The following is a 17,989-nucleotide window of genomic DNA, read 5'->3' as shown; positions in this document are numbered from 1 at the left end:
AACAGATATCGCAGATATTATACTTAAAAAAATCTGCGCAATCTCCTAAATCTGCGTGCAACAATTAAAAAATTTTATCCTTCATAATCTACTCCCCTTTCCAGAACAATCTGGTTTCTACATTGCATTGAAGATATTATTCATAATAGTGACAATAACCATACTTCACTTAGTTACCTTCTTAAAAAAAAATAAATCTTACAGAAGCCGTTAAAATTTAATTGAAACAAAATTAAATATACAATAATGTTAAAAAGCCTACTCCTTCAAACCATAAACTTATCTTAAAATCCTACTCCACAACTACTTATTATCAATATTTTTCATACATTCACGTGATTTTATAAAAGCATATTGAAAACTCTTGTTTACTACTATTTTTAATGAATACATTGAAAATAGATCAATTAACAGTAACAAAACAAGTATAATTTTCAATTAAAAGCACAATCATATATATGTTGAAAAATTTTAAAACCGTTCGTTTTTTACTTCTTCTTCCGCTTACATTTTGTGTGTTCGGTTTTCGTCCTCCCAGCAATGAAGAAGAAAAGATGCAGATCATCATGGTCAATACAAAGAATATTTTGTCTTATCTGCATTACAGCCCAAAACCTATTAATGATGCGTATTCAAAAGAAGTGTATAAACAGTATTTTGAATCTATAGATCCTACAAAAATATATTTCCTCCAATCTGATATGGATGAGTTTCGTAAATATGAAACCAAATTGGATGATTATCTGAATACCGGAGATTTGACTTTTTATAAACTGACAGTCGATAAATTGTATCAAAGGATTGATGAAATTGATAAAATGACCAAAGATATTTTCAGTAAGCCGATCAATCTGGAAGAAGATGAAATACTGACTTTGGAACCTAAGCTGAAAAATGCATCGGCCAACAAACAGCAGCAGTATAATGAATGGAGGAAATATGTGAAATACAATATTCTGCAGGAAATAGAATCCATGAACAGGAAAAGCGAAGAAAAAAAGAAGGCAGATTCTGATAATAAAGAAAACAGCAGTAAGCCCGAAGTACTGAGCCAGGATGAAAAGGTAAAAAAAGCGACAGAAAATGTTAAAGATCTTCTGGAAGAAAAGTTTATCCGATTCAAGAAAAGAAAAAAAATGGATTGGTTTACGGTATATATGAATGCCTATACTCATATTTTTGATCCGCATACAAACTATTATTCACCGCAGGGCAAAGAAGATTTTGATACTGACTTCAAAGGAAAAATAATCGGAATAGGTGCACTAATCCAGGAAAAGAAAGGAAACCTCTTTATCGGTACATTATCCATTGGAGCTCCGGCATGGAAGACCAAGCAACTGACGGAGGGAGATAAAATTTTAAAAATAAAATCTAACCCCAATACAGATCCTGTAAATGTTGCTGATATGCTTTCCAGCGAAGCCATACGATTAATCAGAGGTGAAAAAGGATCGCCAATTACTTTAACGGTAGAGAAAAAAGACGGTACCGTTCAGGATGTAACCATGCTTCGGGAAGAAATAACTCTTGAAGATACTTTTGCCAAAAGTATAATCGTAAATGCATCCGATAAAAAATACGGATTGATCAATTTACCAAAATTCAATGCTGATTTTGAAGATAAAGATGGCAGAAATGCATCTGACGATATTAAAAAAGAAATCATCAAACTTAAGGAGCAAAATATCCAGGGAATTGTTCTTGATCTTAGAGGCAACTCCGGAGGGTCTTTAACGGAAGTTGGAGATATTATGGGTCTTTTCATGGATGCAGGTCCTTATGTGCAGGTGAAGGATGGAAATGGAAAGATTACCACCTTAAAAAATAAAAATGAAGCCCCCATCTGGAACGGCCCACTTGTGATTCTACAAAATGAATTATCTGCTTCTGCGGCAGAAATTTTATCCGGCGTAATGCAGGATTATGGAAGAGCAGTTATCATGGGATCTCCTGTATCATATGGAAAAGGAACCGTTCAGGTGTTTGTAGATTTGAACAGGTTTCTCAATACTCAGGAAGACTTTGGTTCCATAAAACTAACTATTCAGAAATATTATAGAATCACCGGAGAATCTACACAGAGAAAAGGAGTAAGCTCAGATATCCAGATGAAAGATGTCTTTTCTTACGCAGACATAGGTGAAAAATATGATGACTATGCATTAGCTTGGGATAAAATACCGGGAACAAGCTTCACCAAACGAAACTTTCTCAATATTCAGGCTTTGCAGAAAGTAGGTACAGAGAGAATTGCTAAAAACGATAATTATAAATTATTACTTGAATACGCCCAATGGAGAGAAAATCTGGGTAAAGAAAAAACAGTGCCTCTGAGCATGCAAAAATACAGCGACCTGATGAAGGAGAGAAAAGCTCAGGATGATAAATTCAAAGTTTTGCAAACATTAGAAAGCGGTCTTCAATTCACCCTATATCCCAAGGATATTGAAAGAGAGAAAAATGATGCAGCATTCAAAAATAAATCGGAATTATGGGTTAAAAATCTGAAAAAAGATCTCTATCTGCAGGAAGCCATCCATATAGTTGAAGATCTGGAAGTAAGATCTTAAGCGTACTTCTTATTCAAAAATTCAAAATTACAGAGCTCAAAAGTGTATTCCCTACATTTTTGAGCTTTTTTTATTAAAATCAAAAATTTTATATAAAATATTTGCGTAGCTAAATAACTACACATATATTTGTAGTCAAATAACTACACGATGAATTTAAGAAGAGATGTTTTTCAGGCGATTGCAGATCCTACGAGACGATCTATATTAATTTTGGTGGCGGCACAGTCGATGACAGCGGGAGCCATCGCCTCCAATTTTGATACGGCAAGACCTACCGTTTCAAAGCATCTCCAGATCCTCACCGAGTGTGAACTGCTAAGATCTGAACAAAACGGCCGCGAAATTATCTATCACCTCAATCCCAATAAAATGAAAGAAATAGCCGATTTTATAGAACCATTCCGCAAAATGTGGGACGAAAAGTTCAACAAGCTGGAAAGTGTAATGAAAGCGTATCAAAACTTGAAAAAAGGGTAAAAAGAGATAAAAGATGAGAGACGAATAGATCATAGACTTCAAATAGTATCAATTTTCTCCCACTCTAAAACCCTCAAACCCTCCTACTCTAAAACTCTCCAACTCAAGAAAACTCAAAATATGGAACTCAAAACAAAAATCCACGCTGAAGACGGAAAACAGGAAATTTTCATTACCAGAGAATTTGATCTTCCCGTAGAACTCCTTTTCAAAGCCTATACAGAAGCTGAACTTTTCGAGCAATGGATGGGAACCAAAGTCACCAAATTCGAAAACAAACAGCACGGAAGTTACCGCTTCGAAACATCAAACCCTCAGGGTGATGTGGTTTTCAGTGCCAATGGAACTATTCACGACATTGTTCAGAATGAGAAAATTATAAGAACTTTTCAAATGGAAAACACTCCATTTCCTGTTCAGATAGAGTTTTTAGAATTTGAAAAATTAACAGATACAACAAGCAAAATTACCATTCAAACCGTATATAAATCGGTAGATTTCAGAGACCAGCATCTGAAAATGCCTTTTGCACAGGGTATTAATATTGCACACAATCGTTTACAGGAAATAATAGGTGGCAGGTAGCAGATAGTAGGTTTCAGGTTGTCTATCATAGAGATAATCTCATTCCAAAAACCCAATATTCACAACTCTCCCATCCTAATACCCTAATACCCTAATGCCCTAATACCCTCAAACTCTCCAACTCTAATACTCAAGAAACCCTCAAACCCAAAACACATGAATACAAAAGTTGATTTTTTCTTTAATGATGCCAAGCAATGGCAAAAAGAATTTGAAAAATTAAGAACAATTGCCTTAAGCACCGACCTTGTAGAAGATTTAAAATGGGGATGCCCCTGCTATACCTATGAAGGGAAAAATATTTTCCTGATCCACGGTTTTAAAGAATATTGTGCAATTCTCTTCTTTAAAGGAGCTTTGATGAAAGATCCTGATCAGATTTTGATTCAGCAATCTGAAAATGTACAGGCTGCAAGACAGGTTCGTTTTACCGATGTACAACAAATTAATGATCTGGAGAAAGTTCTTCGATCTTATATGTTTCAAGCTGTTGAAATTGAAGAATCAGGCGCTAAAGTTGAATTGAAGAAAACAAAAGAGTTTGAAATAGCTGAAGAGTTTCAAAGTAAACTGGATCAGAATCCGGCACTGCAGGAAGCTTTCAAAGCATTAACTCCGGGAAGACAAAGAGCCTATCTGCTCCAATTTTCCTCCGCAAAACAGTCCAAAACCCGTGAAGCCCGCATTGAAAAATGCATTCCACAAATAATGGACGGAATAGGATTAAACGACTAACTATAAAAAAAACAGATCATGAACACACCACAACAATCACAAAAAAGAACGAAGATTATTTACTGGATATTTACCGTATGGATGGCCCTGGGAATGGTTTCCACGGCCATGGTCCAACTGATGCAAAATAAAGATGAACTGGCCAATTTTACCAACTTAGGCTATCCTGCTTACCTGATGACCATCATTGGAATATGGAAAATTCTGGGTGTCATTGCCATACTTATTCCTAAGCGACCCCTATTAAAAGAATTGGCCTATGCCGGCTTTTTCTTTGTCATGTCAGGAGCTGTAATCTCACATCTTATTGTTGGCGACCCGGCTGGCAGAACTTTTCCGGCAGTATTATTATTGGCCCTGGTTATTATTTCCTGGTATTTCAGACCTGCCGACAGAAAAGTCACTATTATTGATTAATAATTTTAATATTAAAAATCACAAAACCTAACATCTCTCTAAAACGCTAAACCCCAATATAATAATTTCAGAACAATTTTAAAGATAAAGAGTCAGAAATTTTATCACAAGTAAAATCCTTGTGCCTTAAACAAAACCTCATCAGCGAAACTTGCGCTTTTACGATTTCCAACAACACAACACAACACAACACAACAAACTGTAAAACAAAATTTGATATGAAAAAGAAACTAACCCAGGAACAAATCAACGAACTTTTAAAAACACTAAAAGCCCGTTTTGAGAAAAATATGAACCGTCATAAAGACCTGAAATGGGAGAAAATCCAGCAAAAACTGGAAGCCAGCCCGGAAAAATTATGGTCTTTAAACGAAATGGAAACTACAGAAGGCGAACCCGACGTTGTAGATTACAATAAAAAAACAGACGAATACTCCTTAATTGACTGTTCGCCAGAAAGCCCAAAACGCCGAAGTCTCTGCTATGATTATCAGGCGTGGGATTCCAGAAAAGCCAACAAACCTGAAAGCAATGTCATTGATACCGCTTCTGAAATGGGCATCGAGCTTTTGACGGAAGAACAATACCGCCACCTTCAGGAACTGGGAAAATTTGATCTTAAAACCTCAAGCTGGATCAAGACACCTCAGCAAATTCGGGAACTTGGAGGCGCCCTTTTCTGTGACAGAAGATACAACACCGTATTTACGTATCACAACGGTGCAGATTCTTATTATGCAGCGAGAGGATTTCGGGGAAGTTTGAAAGTGTAGATTAGGGTTTGAGAGTTTGAGAGTATTAGGGTGTAAGTGTGCAAAGAAAATCAAGGATTTTCAAAGCTTAGGTGTACTTTACATCCACAAAGTAGGAAACTTTAAATAACTAAAGTGTTTAAAACTTTTGTGACTTTTGTGGTTAAAATAGAATCTAAACATTATAATTTAAAACACTTTAGTACACTTTAGAAAGTGTAATATCCTCCTGCATAAATAAGTTCACTTTAGTAGAAAATCAAAGATTTTTAAAAACTTAGGTGTACTTCATATACACAAAGTAGGAAACTTAAAATAACTAAAGTGTTAAAAATCTTTTGTGACTTTTGTGGTTAAAATAGAATCTAAACATTGCAATTTTAAAACACTTTAGTACACTTTAGAAAGTATAATATCCTCCTGCATAAATAAGTTCACTTCAGTAGAAAATCAGAGGTTTTCAAAAACTTAGGTGTACTTTACATCCACAAATTAGGAAACTTAAAATAACTAAAGTGTTAAAAATCTTTTGTAACTTTTGTGGTTAAAATAGAAATCTAAACATTGTAATTTTAAAACACTTTAGTACACTTTAGAAAGTGTAATATCCTCCTGTGTAAATAAGTTCACTTTAGTAGAAGAAAATCAAGGATTTTCAAAGCTTAGGTGTACTTCATATACACAAAGTAAGAAACTTAAAATAACTAAAGTGTTAAAATCTTTTGTGACTTTTGTGGTTAACCCCCACCTCATTTCCAGTACAATTAGGAACCTTTCAGCCAGGGAGATTCCACGCTCCAGAATATAATTTTCACACCAAGATAATTTTCCGCATACTCTACAAACTCTTTTTTGGTAAAAGGTTTTTTAGTTTTAGGATTTTTATACGTAAGAGTTGGCTCCTGAACCGCCATAGCAACTAAAGGCAGCTTTCCTTTGTATTGATTAAAAAAAGGATAAGAGTTTTTCATCTGCGCTTTTTTATTCGGAACAATATCAGGCCCTCCCAGCCCTATATTATTTTTATATGCAAAATCAAACAGCCTGGACATATACTGGTGATCATTATCCCATTCACAAGGAAAAAAATTAACATATTGTAAGACGTAAGAATCATGGAAAGCACTTCTCGCAAATTTTAGATTTTCCAATTCAGCCTGAAAATAACGATCACAGCTAAAACCTGTTTTATCTGCTTTCATTTCTATATCTATTGATGTTTCCGGAAGATTAATCCCCTGAATCTTTCCATCAAATTTCTTTGCCAGCTCTCCTATCAACTTCTGAAATCTTTCACGGACAGCGGGATTCCATTGCTGAGTCACCCAGCCGCTTCCAACAGGTTTATTCTCACCCGGATTATCATATTGAGGAACCAATCCTCCCGCATACTCTTTATCATTCAAAACATAATCAGGAATATATCTTGCCTGTGGCTCAAAAAACCGGTCCTGAAGCTGGATAAATAGTTTTCTGTTTACGGAAGTTAAATAATCCAGATCTTTCTCAATAACAGAAAAATCATACACATCTTTTGATGTTTCCAAAGCCCTCCAGTTATAGACAATCTGTACTCCTCCAATATCTTTCCTCGTAATCATCTTTTCAATATCATGAAGGTCTCCCGACGAAGTATAAATATAATTTTGAGGAGCCTGTGCCGTCACAAATTGTAACCCTAAAATAAGTAATCCCAACCCTAGCACTTTGGTAATCTTTTTCATTAAAATCAATTTTAAAAGGTAAATCATTTTTCGTGCCTAAAAGCATTTATCATTTTTAATGAGCATTAAAATAGTACTTATTTATCGCCAATATTTTTAATATATAAATAGTATTGCTATTTTTAGAATTCAAAATTTAATTTTAACAATTTTGGGTATGAAAAAAACATTTATTTTTATATCTACACTTCTATCTACAGCATTCTATACACAAAAATGTAACGATGTTCATCAAAGTATAGATGCTTATGGCCAATTTAATATATCTTTTACAGAAAAACTGTTTGATAGTTTCTCTGAAACGATTACCGAAATAATTAATATAGAAGATAATAATCAGGATAATCTTAAGCTATTTCAAAATAAATTCCCGGAAATATATGATGGCAAGTGTTTAAAAATAACAACAAAAAAATATACAGAGTATTTTTTTTGTGACGAAGATCAAAGAGACCAAATTCCCGAAGACCGATATACTACCTTAGGAAAATTTAAACTTATTTCTATAATAGACGACTTTTATTTTTTTAAATATTCCGGGTTTGAAATCAGTGGTTATCTCATGTATAATGCAAAGGACAGCTTATTTTATTCTTTTGTGAGTAAGCCTATAATTTCACAAGACAAAAAATTCCTTTATTCATATAGCACTGATTTTTACGGCTTTAACTTAAATATCTTAACTTTAGATAATTATAGTGAATTAGTCTATCAATTACGCGGAAATTTTGACATAAAAGATCTGAAGCTTACACAATTTAAAAACACTGACCGCTATTCTATCATAATTAATCTAATACAAAAATTTATAACCAGAGATCAGGATTATAATATTATAGGAACAGAGTACTGTGATAGAAAAATAAGGATCAATTAATATTTCTTCTTAAAATTTCTTTTCTTAAATATTAATTTTCATCATAAAATCATTATCTCTTCGTATGTTACTTTCAATATACAAATACAATTGTTATTTTAGCAGATTAGAAATTTGATTCTAACAATTAAGGATATGAAAAAATTAATCTTATTGGGCGCTGTATCAGCTTTTTTAATCAACTGTAATAAGAAAACTGAAACTCCGGCTCCCAAAGTAGAAGCAGACACCATTGCTGTTGCCGAGCCTGTAATAGATACTCTTGGACCAAAATCGTTCTGTTATATCGGAACTACAGGAAAAGACAGTGTTTTGGTTTCTATTGATGACAACTTAGGAACAATCACCGGAAAATTATCTTATAAAAACAGTGAAAAAGACAGCTCAAAAGGAGATGTAACCGGATTCAAATCTGGAGATACCCTGAAGCTGACTTATGAATTCACTTCTGAAGGCAAAAAAAGCAAAGCAGATATTTACTTCCTTCAGAAAGATAATACGTTAACGGAAGGAATTGGTGATCATAAAGAAGAAGATGGACAGTCTAAATATGCTGACGACAAAAAGGTAAGCTATAAAGACGGTCAAAAGCTGAGTACTGCAGATTGTAAAGCAGTCAACAAAGCTTTAAAATAATCCATTATAAACAAAAACAGCCTTATTTCAAGGCTGTTTTTTTATGCTAATTCTGTTCAATAATTTCAATAAAACGATTTACAGCTTCATCTCCCGTACTCCATGAAGTAATAAGACGAATGGCTGAAGAATCTTCATCTATTTTCTTCCAGACATAAAATTCAAAATTTTCGGATAACACCTCAATAAGATGGTTATTCAGGATAGGAAAAATCTGGTTGGTATACGTATCGGAAAGAAATGCAGCTCCTTTTTTCTGTAAAGCCTTCTTAATTTTCATGGCCTGCTGATTGGCATGTCTTGCCAGATCAAAGTACAGATCATCTTTCATCAATTCCAAAAACTGAATTCCCAACAGTCTTCCTTTTGCCAGTAATGCTCCTTTCTGTTTGATATTAAAAGCAAAATCTTCCTGAAGAACAGGATTATTAATCACGATTGCCTCTCCTATTAAAGCTCCGTTTTTGGTTCCTCCAAGATAGAAAATATCGGTAAGAGCAGCTACTTTTTCTAACGTAAGATCACTGATTTCCGCTGTCAGACCATGCCCCAGCCTTGCTCCATCCATAAACAGATACAGTTTATTCTGCTTACAAAATGCTGAAAGCTCTTCCAGTTCTTTTGCCTGATAGATTGTTCCAAGCTCTGTAGAATTGGAAATATACACCAGTTTAGGCATTACCTGATGCGGTACATTACTATGTCCTTCTAAAACCGGGATAATATCTGATGGTCTTATTTTCCCGTCTGCTGTTTCAATGCTCAGTACTTTATGACCTGTAGCTTCAATAGCTCCGGTCTCATTATTCAGAATATGTCCGGGAGCGGCAGAAATAACACACTGATAAGGTTTTAAGATCGCAGAAATAACAATTAAGTTGGCCTGCGTTCCTCCTGAAACTAAAAAGACTTCCGAATCCGGATTGTTGATTTTTTCTTTAATTAATGTTTTAGCGCTTAATGAATACTCATCTTCTCCATAGCCAGCCTGCTGTTCAAAATTATACTGTAAAAGAGCCTGTAAGATATTCGGGTGGCATCCTTCAGAATAATCGTTTTTGAATGAAAATTTCATAGAGTAAAATTAAAAAATAAAAGAAAATTGGTCCTATGAAAAAGCTAAATATTTTTAAAAATTCAATGTCTGTACATATTGAGTTTATTTGACAACATCATTAGGCTGCCCAACCTGGAACCCTTTTTCGGGATTCATATATATTTTATATTTCTTTTTACATTTTTTTTCCAGCGGCTCAATAAAATAAGATATTCCATTCTCCATATAAGCTCCTGTCAGATTGCCGGAGGCGATAGTCAAAGTAATAAGCTTTGTGCCATCTTCGGATTTCCCTTTAAAACTGTATATTTTCTCTTTTCTCAATGCATCGGATGTTCTATCTGTCGTTATATATTTTGTCTCCTTACCATTGATATCATATAAATTAAAAATAATCTCTTTTCCTCCTCCCTTATTCAGTTTATTTTCCTTTATAAATTTTTTAGGATTAAAATTAAATGTAAAGCTTCGGGATTGCCCCGATACATTACAGAACAATGTAAAAAGCAGAAATAATATAATGTTTTTCATCTGAATGGTATTATATTGATACTTATACAAATTCTATACAAAAAAGGAGCTATAATGATATAGCTCCCTTTAAATATATAGTATCGATTATTTTTTGATAACTTTTGATTGATGAATCAGTGTTTTATTATTCAATAATTTTAACATATAAACACCGGTTTCAAATTTAGTAAAGTTAATTACTAAATTATTCAACGTATTACTCTCCATTAATCTTCCTGAGATATCATAAATTTCATAATGAGTGATCTTCTCGTCACTGTATACCTGAAGAAAATCTTTTACCGGATTCGGAACCAGACCAATAGTCTTTTTGGAAAGCTCTTTGGTACTTAATACAGAAGTAATATTTAAAGTAATATTGTTTCTGCTTAATTGGTAACAAACTTTAGCCTGATTAAGTTCAGCAATCGTTTTATTAACTAAGGCACTTTCTGCTCCGGTAAACGAAATACCCTGTACCGTATATGTTCCTATTGGTAAAGTTGTAAAGTTACCTGTTGAACTTGTAGCAATGATTGTATTGGTTGCTGTATTAATAGCTGCATAAGTGAAACTAACGCCCGCAGGTACACTTACAGTATCATAGAATTGCCCAGGTCCATTAATGCTAAGCACAACACTTGATCCTGCAGGAGTACTGCTCAGGTTTCTTGAAGTCATGAAATACTCTGCACCCTTTTCCAGATTTACAGTGAATGTTCTGTAATAAGTAAAGCTGGTACCAGTTCCGGAATACACCGCATTCGAAGTCAGGAAATTAGCAGTACCCGTCTGAGTTCCTTTATATAGAGTAATAGCTACTCCACTTGGAGAAGGATAGCTTAATGTATAACTTCCGGTTTCCGTTGCTTTGAATTTTAAAGGCAGCATACTTGAGCTTGAATTCAACAGATAAGGAGCTGTTTGTGCCTGATTAAATATATACCAGCTATTTGAAACCATATTCGCAGCATCAAAAGTCAATGTTTTAGAATTATAGGTATCATTAGATGGTGTTTGTGGTACCAGATTAAGATTAGATTGTGAGCTTCCCTGTATTGCTGTGATCACCTTCGGGTTTTCTACCATAATGGTTTGGAAGGCATTACAGTTTGAGCTGATAATAAAATTAGTATCAGAAACATCGAAAAATTCTGCATAATCATTGATCACTGCAGTCACCTTAATTCTTGCTTTACTTGTATAAGGAACAAATGGCAAAGTTACAGCAGCTGTTCCATTATTAGGAACATTGGAAGCAAGTACATAAGGGAAAGTATCTCCTCCGTCCGTAGAAAGAAGGACATTTACAGTATTCTTTAGAACGTTGGTCTGGTTTACATCCCATGTTACATTGATGTTTGTTTCAGCATTCACTGTTACATTGGAATTAGGATATGTTACCGCTAAAGGTCCTTGGTTGGTTACCGTCACTACCACCTGATCAGAATCTGCCCCACCAGAAATCACACTGTTGTCTCTTACCGTAAATCTCATTTTCATTGTTCTTGCTACCAAAGGAAGCGCTTCTGCTTCATTAACAGGAGGATTATTCTGGTTATTCAGAACAAATTTCATTTTTGGAAAATATCGTTCTGTAGTCGTTGTACTCTGCTCAGATCTGAACAATGGTGCTGTAGTGCTATTTACTGCAGAGTATCCGCCACTTCCGTTAATCGTACTTCCAAAAGCCCCTTTATCATTAGCCGTAGCAACGTCTACCTGATCCCAGGTATAGGAAAGGTTTGTATCTTCGGCATCACTAGCTATTCCTTTCAGTTTAAAAGGAGTATTTTTTGGAATGCTTATCGCGGTATTCCCTGGATTGGCAGAAGGTGGTGTATTATTTACCGCTACAGTAGTATAGCAGGTAGAAGATACTGCAAGTGTATTTAAAATCTGATCAATACTTTTAGCATGGAAATAATTCAAACCGTTATTTCCTGTGTTCGTTTGATCATTAGGAGTGGTACAGTTATTTTTATAAGCCATAATAGTAGATCCCGAACCTGGCTCTGTAGCTGCAGCAGAGTTCCATCCGGAAGTACAGAATGTAGGGCTTGAAGGAGTTCCTCCTATCGCATTATAAGTATGTCCGGCTCCAAACTGATGCCCCATTTCATGAACGATCAGGTTAGCAGACAAAGATTTTGGCATAGAGAGCGTCCATTGGCTCCAGGCTCTTGCTTTAAGGGATGCCGTACACGGACGAGGACCTGCCTGTCCTTGGGCACTTCCTCCCGCTCCCGGCATAATGTTAAAGGTATGACCAATATCGTAATCTGCGTATGGCAGCGTTCCGTTCGTATTCATAATGTCAAACCCAGATTGTGAATTAGCTGCTGAAGCAAAAGATGGGTCTACTGTAAAAGGATCCGTGGTTCCATCGGTAAAAATCAGGGTTTTATTGGTTGTTTTATCAATTAATGTAAAAGAAATGGATAATTCTGATTCATATATCTGATTGATCAGATTCATCATAGCGACCAATTCTCCAAGAGCAGCATCCTGATTTCCTAAAGCAGTTGTAAATTCACCTGTCGTTGCCACTGCCATTCTGAAAGTTTTCAATGAGCTTCCATAAGGAAATCCTGTCGCCGACTTCTGAACGTTTAGCCCTTTGGCTACGGCCTCCAGACTTTCTTTAAAGTCATTTTCATCAGTTCCGCATATAAATTTCTCACCAAACATTTCAAAAGAGTTATAAATACGATATTCTCCTTTTTTAGTTTTATAAGGTTCTATAATATAATATCCTGTACCGGATTTTACCATTGCAGAGATCTCATTTCCAACCAGGGTAAGTTTTATCTTTTCTTTTCTGTCTTTTGAATATCCGTCAAAAGTAACAATATGATCAAGTTTCCTGTTTAAAAGATTATTTTCAGAAACAATAAATTCTTTTTTAGTACCATCAATAAGTGTTAAAACAATAGATTGACTGCTAATCTTTTCAGATTTTTTTCTATTGGTATTAACATTTCTTTTAAAATCATCAATATTAAGCTTAAAGGTTGTTCCGGGAAGATCATCACTATTTGACACAATGGGGTTTAATATCTGCGCATTCATAAAAAAAGATGCACAGAGTGAAAGAAAAGTAATTTTTAATTTCATTGCTATAATTTTTTGAGAGTTAAGATAAGTAATTAAGCAATAAATCCTTTAAAAATAAAAAACATACACTTTAATTAAGAATACTATTAAAAAAATATAAATATTTTCAACCATTTAAAATAATATTCATTAAAAACAGAATAAATAAAAATATCAAAAACATATAAACTTAGATGTAACACCCTTATTTATAACCAATTTTAATTTTATTCATGTTAATTTACTCATAATCCTATTTTTTTATTAAAAATTTTTCCTGATCATTTTGATTCATAAGCACAATAGGTTTAATATTATTTTGTTAGTTTTGTACTGAAAATCATCTAACATTTTGAAAACAACCCTAACAGAAGAAAATTACCTGAAAGCTTTGTTTCACTTAGTTGACAATGAAGGAAAGGTTACGATTAATGAGCTCAGCAAATTTTTAAATGTAAAAATGCCGAGTGTCAATAACATGATGAAGAAATTTGCAGAAAAGAAGTGGGTCATTTATGAAACCTACAAGCCTTTAATCGTTACTGAGAACGGAAAACGGGAGGCAGCTCTTGTCGTTCGCAAGCACAGACTTACCGAAATGTTCCTGGTAAAAAAAATGAATTTTGGCTGGGAAAACGTTCATGAGATTGCAGAACAGCTAGAGCACGTACATTCTCAAATTTTCTTTGATAAGATGGATGAAATATTGGATTATCCTAAATTTGATCCTCATGGAGAGCCTATTCCTGATAAAGACGGAAACATAATTTCACAGGATCTTCAAAGACTAAGCAGTTGCGAAGCTGGTGAAAATGTAACTTTTGCTTCAGTTACTCTTTCTGATGATGCTTTCCTGACTTACCTTAATGACAGAAAGCTTCTTCTCAACACCAAAGTAAAGATCATTAAAATTGAAAGTTTTGATAAATCGATGGCTATAGAAATTGATGGTAAAACAGAAATTTTAAGCAAAAAAGCCACTGAAAAAATATTGGTTAAAAAGTAATCGATTGCAATGATATTATACAAAAAGGTGACCGCAAAAACTTCGGTCACCTTTTTTATATTCTATATTTAGAAAGGAACGATAAGCTTTAAAGAGATATTTCTTCCCATGTTATAAATATTTCCCAAATATTTTAGCCGGCTAAGATGTGACTGATAGGCACGATCAAATACATTATTGACCTGAAGCTGCAAGACGGCAGAATGATTTTCAGAATAATGAAATTCAACGGATGTCCCAATATTAAATAAGGTATAATCATTCGTTGCCGTTTCTGTATTATCCAATCCCAAATATCTGTTCTGCATTCCTGAGAACTCCACTTCTGCTGTGGGAGTAATTGATGAAACTAGTTTTGACCTCACTCGTATTTTCTGGGATAGGTTCCCGGACAACTTTAACGGAGAAATCAAAGGAAGATATTCTCCCTGGGTTTCTTTATTTTTAAATTTTTTATCGCGGTTGAACCCGTAAATAAGGGATAAACTGGTTTCAAAATTAAATCCTTTCCATTTTTCGGGGTGTAATGACAGCCATGCTTCCATTCCATAAAGCTGAGCAGAAGCCTGCTGGTATTGATAGGTTTTATTTCCCTGCGTATCTACGAGAGGATTTCCCTGTGCATCTACAAGTAATGACAAATAAATATAATTCTGAATATTATTGTTGAACCAGCTTACATCTGCCGAGAAATCTTTGAACCTTGTACTGATTCCAAGATCTTCCTGCAATGAAAACTCAGGATTAAAATCTCTGTTACCTTTATAAATAATATGAGCTCCGGGATCCAATCCGTTCGAACCAATCTCTGTTATATTGGGTGCTCTGTAGCTTCTTCCTATATTAGCTTTTAAACTGATCTGTTTTGTCAATTGAAAAGCAGATCCTATGCTGGCTGATAAACCTCCGAACGTTTTGTTATAGGATGCAAATCCAAGTCTGGTCGTGGAAGATGCCTGAGCAGCCTGTTCTTCAAACTGGGTTATTGGGTTACTCTGGATGTAGAAGTTATCCCAACTGATGTTTCGGATATCATAACGTGCTCCCCCACTGATGTTGAATTTTTTATATTTCCATTTGATATATGTGTAAAGACCTCCTTCATTCAAATCGTAATCGGGAATAGGAAAATCTGTGGCTGATTTATTTTTATTATTTTGAATCATTCCGTTAGCGCCAGCAGAGATTTCAATGGATGAAAACTTGGGAAAATTATAACGGACCCCATAGTTTAGGGTATTAAGCCGTACATACATCCCTGGCTGTGAGGGTACAGTTGGGTGATTGTATTCCCTACGAATATTTTGTTGTAAGGCAAAATGAACATCCAGATCTCCTTTTCCAATCTGCTGACTGTGCTGCGCATAAAGTCTATAATGCTGAATTCTCTGATGCAAAGGAGAAAGAGTGTATGAATTAAGGTCTTTCTCTGAAACAACAGGTCTTTTTTCTGCATCGTCATCATCACCTTCTCCAGTCTGATAGGTAAATTTTCCGGTGCGCGGATCACGGCTCCCATCCGGGATTCCCTGCAGATTGTCGTATAATGTGAAATTAATTTTTGAAAAGCTACTGGTTGTTTTGTACCCTAAGAGAAAAGAAAAGTTTTTTTCTTCAAAATTGGTATTATATACTCTGCCATCTATAGCATTTCTGTAATTTTTTGCCATTCTGTAAGAAGCATTTAACGAGGCTATAAAAGAGTTCTTTTTATAGCCCAATAACATCCCGTTTCCGATAAGGTTATTATTACCCTGATATTCTCCGATTATTTTTCCATGCACAAGACCATCATTCTGAACAGGCATATAGGGAAAAAGGCTCACGACTCCAGCCAATGCATCAGAGCCAAACATTAAACTGGCAGGTCCTTTTATTACTTCTGCATGATCAATGATATAGGGAGCTACTTCTATACCATGTTCATCTCCCCACTGCTGGCCTTCCTGACGTATACCATCATAAAGAGTCAACACTCTATTATAACCTAACCCTCGGATAAAAGGCTTTGAAATATTCGGGCCAGTTTCTACAACGCTTAATCCCGGAGCAGATTTCACCAATGCACTGATAATATTTGTAGCGACAGCCCTTTCGATCTGTTTGGAAGAAATACTGAGGATTGCAACAGGATTTTCTTTAATTAAAGTTTCTTTTGAAACACCCGTTATTGTAATTTCATCAATTCTGCTGCTGCTTCGAGCGAGAAAGATATCAGGAATCACCGTTGTTTTTTTCTCAACAGAGATTCCTTGTTCAGCGTCTTCATATCCTTTAGCTTTCACCAAAAGTCGATAATTTCCAGGAGTGAGATTTTTGATTTTATAATCACCATTTTTATTGACCATTATTTTTGCCGAAGTTTCTTTGAGTATTATTTCAGCTTCCGGACTGGCTCCATTTTCAAAAAGTATCTTACCCACAACTTCTTTATCCTGAGCATTTATCATCGAAATAAGAAAAATAAGAAATACTGACAGCATTAATTTTAATTTCATATACATTAAGATTTTTATTAAGTTCTTTTACACTTTGAAAAATGGTTATTAATAAAAATCAAAAGTAATGAAAAAAATAATTATTGCAACAAAGTTGCGTTATTAATTTTAAATTGATCTTTCGCTTCTGGCTAATTGTTAAAAAACGGTTAAACTCTCTTTCATAAAATAATTGACAATTTAATTTTATTAGGTTTGCAAAACTTTCTATAGCCATTGTCTTTTCTGACAAATACAAATATTTAATCAGTACTTAAAAAAATTATGAAAAAAAGCATTCCGTTTTTTATTATTTCGATGTTGTTAAGCCCTTTTGCAAATGCTCAGGTAAGAGATTTCGTTATTGAACCCCAGATTAAACCCAACTTCTATATTTACAAAACTTTTGGCGTATTCGGAGGGAAGGAATATTCTACCAATGCAGTGTATCTTGTTACTAAAAAAGGAGTGGTTTTATTTGATGTTCCATGGCAGAAAACTCAATACCAAAGTCTGCTGGACACGATCCAAAAGCGCCATAACCTTCCTGTCATTGCGGTATTTGCCACTCACTCTCACGAAGACAGAGCCGGAGATTTAAGCTTTTATAATAAAAAAGGAATTAAAACCTATGCTACAGCAAAAACCAATGAACTGCTAAAGAAAGATGGAAAAGCTACGTCTACAGAACTTATAAAAACCGGAAAACCTTACCGTATTGGTGGAGAAGAATTTACCGTAGATTTTCTTGGTGAAGGGCATACTGCTGATAATGTAGTGGTATGGTTTCCAAAATATAAAATATTAGATGGCGGATGTCTTGTAAAAAGCAAAGCAGCAGTAGATCTGGGCTATACGGGAGAAGCTAATGTTGCACAATGGCCAAAAACGATGGAGAAACTGAAGTCTAAGTATTCCCAGGCTACCCTGATTATTCCGGGACATGATGAATGGAAAGGCGGCGGGCATGTAGAACATACTCTTGATCTTCTGAACAAAAAATAAAATTGAAAAGCCCCGGCATCTGCCGGGGCTTTTTATAATCATTTAAGACGTTATTT

The 17,989-nt window shown here is 34.7% G+C and carries 15 protein-coding genes; 10 read left to right on the top strand and 5 right to left on the bottom strand.

Annotation, left to right across the window (positions count from 1 at the left end; translation table 11 throughout):
- Window positions 1-458 precede the first annotated feature (458 nt).
- The 6 genes from C1634_RS14300 to C1634_RS14275 all read left to right on the top strand — a co-directional run bounded on the left by C1634_RS14300 (window position 459) and on the right by C1634_RS14275 (window position 5,563).
- Window positions 459-2,573 (top strand): carboxy terminal-processing peptidase, encoded by a 2,115-nt coding sequence (locus C1634_RS14300; protein WP_109738647.1) that lies wholly within the window; start codon window positions 459-461, stop codon window positions 2,571-2,573.
- A gap of 150 nt (window positions 2,574-2,723) precedes the next feature.
- The gene (locus tag C1634_RS14295) at window positions 2,724-3,053 is read left to right on the top strand and encodes an ArsR/SmtB family transcription factor (RefSeq protein WP_103232823.1); all 330 of its coding nucleotides are present in this window, start codon (window positions 2,724-2,726) and stop codon (window positions 3,051-3,053) included.
- Between the two features lie 120 nt (window positions 3,054-3,173).
- Window positions 3,174-3,638, top strand: coding sequence for an SRPBCC domain-containing protein (locus C1634_RS14290; RefSeq protein ID WP_103232824.1), 465 nt, complete (start codon window positions 3,174-3,176; stop codon window positions 3,636-3,638).
- A gap of 156 nt (window positions 3,639-3,794) precedes the next feature.
- Window positions 3,795-4,373, top strand: a complete 579-nt coding sequence (locus C1634_RS14285; protein WP_103232825.1) for a YdeI/OmpD-associated family protein — start codon at window positions 3,795-3,797, stop codon at window positions 4,371-4,373.
- A gap of 18 nt (window positions 4,374-4,391) precedes the next feature.
- Window positions 4,392-4,790: a DoxX family protein gene (locus C1634_RS14280; protein ID WP_109738646.1), complete on the top strand. Its 399-nt coding sequence runs from the start codon at window positions 4,392-4,394 to the stop codon at window positions 4,788-4,790.
- 218 nt (window positions 4,791-5,008) lie between these two features.
- Entirely contained in the window at window positions 5,009-5,563 is a 555-nt protein-coding gene (locus C1634_RS14275) for a DUF4256 domain-containing protein (protein ID WP_103232827.1), read from the top strand.
- 743 nt (window positions 5,564-6,306) lie between these two features.
- Here the strand turns inward: C1634_RS14275 and C1634_RS14270 are convergent.
- On the bottom strand, window positions 6,307-7,266 hold the full coding sequence (locus C1634_RS14270; RefSeq protein ID WP_103232834.1) for a hypothetical protein: 960 nt from the start codon (window positions 7,264-7,266) through the stop codon (window positions 6,307-6,309).
- A gap of 157 nt (window positions 7,267-7,423) precedes the next feature.
- On the opposite strand from C1634_RS14270, the gene C1634_RS14265 reads away from it, so the two are divergent.
- Together C1634_RS14265 and C1634_RS14260 are read left to right on the top strand one after the other, a co-directional pair.
- Window positions 7,424-8,143, top strand: a complete 720-nt coding sequence (locus C1634_RS14265) for a hypothetical protein (protein ID WP_109738645.1) — start codon at window positions 7,424-7,426, stop codon at window positions 8,141-8,143.
- A gap of 135 nt (window positions 8,144-8,278) precedes the next feature.
- Window positions 8,279-8,779, top strand: coding sequence for a hypothetical protein (locus C1634_RS14260; RefSeq protein ID WP_103232830.1), 501 nt, complete (start codon window positions 8,279-8,281; stop codon window positions 8,777-8,779).
- A 46-nt stretch (window positions 8,780-8,825) separates the two neighbouring features.
- Here the strand turns inward: C1634_RS14260 and C1634_RS14255 are convergent, their stop codons facing one another.
- The 3 genes from C1634_RS14255 to C1634_RS14245 all read right to left on the bottom strand — a co-directional run bounded on the left by C1634_RS14255 (window position 8,826) and on the right by C1634_RS14245 (window position 13,466).
- On the bottom strand, window positions 8,826-9,854 hold the full coding sequence (locus C1634_RS14255) for a threonine aldolase family protein (RefSeq protein WP_103232831.1): 1,029 nt from the start codon (window positions 9,852-9,854) through the stop codon (window positions 8,826-8,828).
- 84 nt (window positions 9,855-9,938) lie between these two features.
- Entirely contained in the window at window positions 9,939-10,367 is a 429-nt protein-coding gene (locus tag C1634_RS14250; RefSeq protein WP_109738644.1) for a hypothetical protein, read from the bottom strand.
- Between the two features lie 87 nt (window positions 10,368-10,454).
- Complete coding sequence (locus C1634_RS14245; protein WP_109738643.1) at window positions 10,455-13,466, bottom strand: zinc-dependent metalloprotease; 3,012 nt, start codon at window positions 13,464-13,466, stop codon at window positions 10,455-10,457.
- A gap of 331 nt (window positions 13,467-13,797) precedes the next feature.
- Between C1634_RS14245 and C1634_RS14240 the strand changes: the two genes are divergently transcribed.
- Window positions 13,798-14,451, top strand: a complete 654-nt coding sequence (locus tag C1634_RS14240) for a metal-dependent transcriptional regulator (RefSeq protein WP_109738642.1) — start codon at window positions 13,798-13,800, stop codon at window positions 14,449-14,451.
- Window positions 14,452-14,519: 68 nt separating this feature from the next.
- Here C1634_RS14240 and C1634_RS14235 read toward each other — a convergent pair whose 3' ends face one another.
- Entirely contained in the window at window positions 14,520-16,949 is a 2,430-nt protein-coding gene (locus tag C1634_RS14235) for a TonB-dependent receptor (RefSeq protein ID WP_103235520.1), read from the bottom strand.
- A gap of 264 nt (window positions 16,950-17,213) precedes the next feature.
- Here C1634_RS14235 and blaIND point away from each other — a divergent pair, with 264 nt between their 5' ends.
- Window positions 17,214-17,933: an IND family subclass B1 metallo-beta-lactamase gene (gene blaIND, locus C1634_RS14230; RefSeq protein WP_103234201.1), complete on the top strand. Its 720-nt coding sequence runs from the start codon at window positions 17,214-17,216 to the stop codon at window positions 17,931-17,933.
- Window positions 17,934-17,989 lie beyond the last annotated feature (56 nt).

It is taken from the genome of Chryseobacterium viscerum (genome assembly GCF_002899945.2).
In the GTDB taxonomy this organism is placed as follows: Bacteria; Bacteroidota; Bacteroidia; order Flavobacteriales; family Weeksellaceae; genus Chryseobacterium; species Chryseobacterium viscerum.
The sequence above is the reverse complement of the archived record's forward strand: the minus strand, read 5'-3'. Positions and strand labels throughout refer to the sequence as shown.